Origin of the sequence: Idiomarina sp. Sol25 (genome assembly GCF_033052775.1) — a bacterium.
Taxonomy (GTDB): domain Bacteria; phylum Pseudomonadota; class Gammaproteobacteria; order Enterobacterales; family Alteromonadaceae; genus Idiomarina.
Genome location: NZ_JAUPEW010000097.1, coordinates 1 through 280 on the forward strand (window position 1 = coordinate 1; position 280 = coordinate 280).

Genomic DNA, 280 nt, shown 5'->3' on the forward strand with positions numbered 1-280 from the left:
TCGAAGATATCGGCGCGCGGGCTTGTCGCGGAGAAAGTCTCCCCATCGCGCAGCGCAATCGCGCCGTCCGGCCCGCATTTGACCACCAGCACGCAATCCTCCGGCAGCTGGCCTACCATGGCGTCGAGCCCGCCTTCGACACCGTCTGCCCCGGTCAGGCCCACCAACTCTTTGTCATTGATGAGCACCAAGGCGCTTTCGGTGATCCAGCCCTGCACCAGCGCACGGGTCGTGTCTGTCCAGCCGTCGCCCGGCCAGCCCGGGTCGATGGCGATTTGTG

General features: G+C 66.1%; 1 protein-coding gene. It reads right to left on the bottom strand.

The features are described from left to right. The coding region (locus Q5L94_RS13625) for a hypothetical protein (RefSeq protein ID WP_317498897.1) at positions 1–280 on the bottom strand (280 nt) is incomplete at both ends.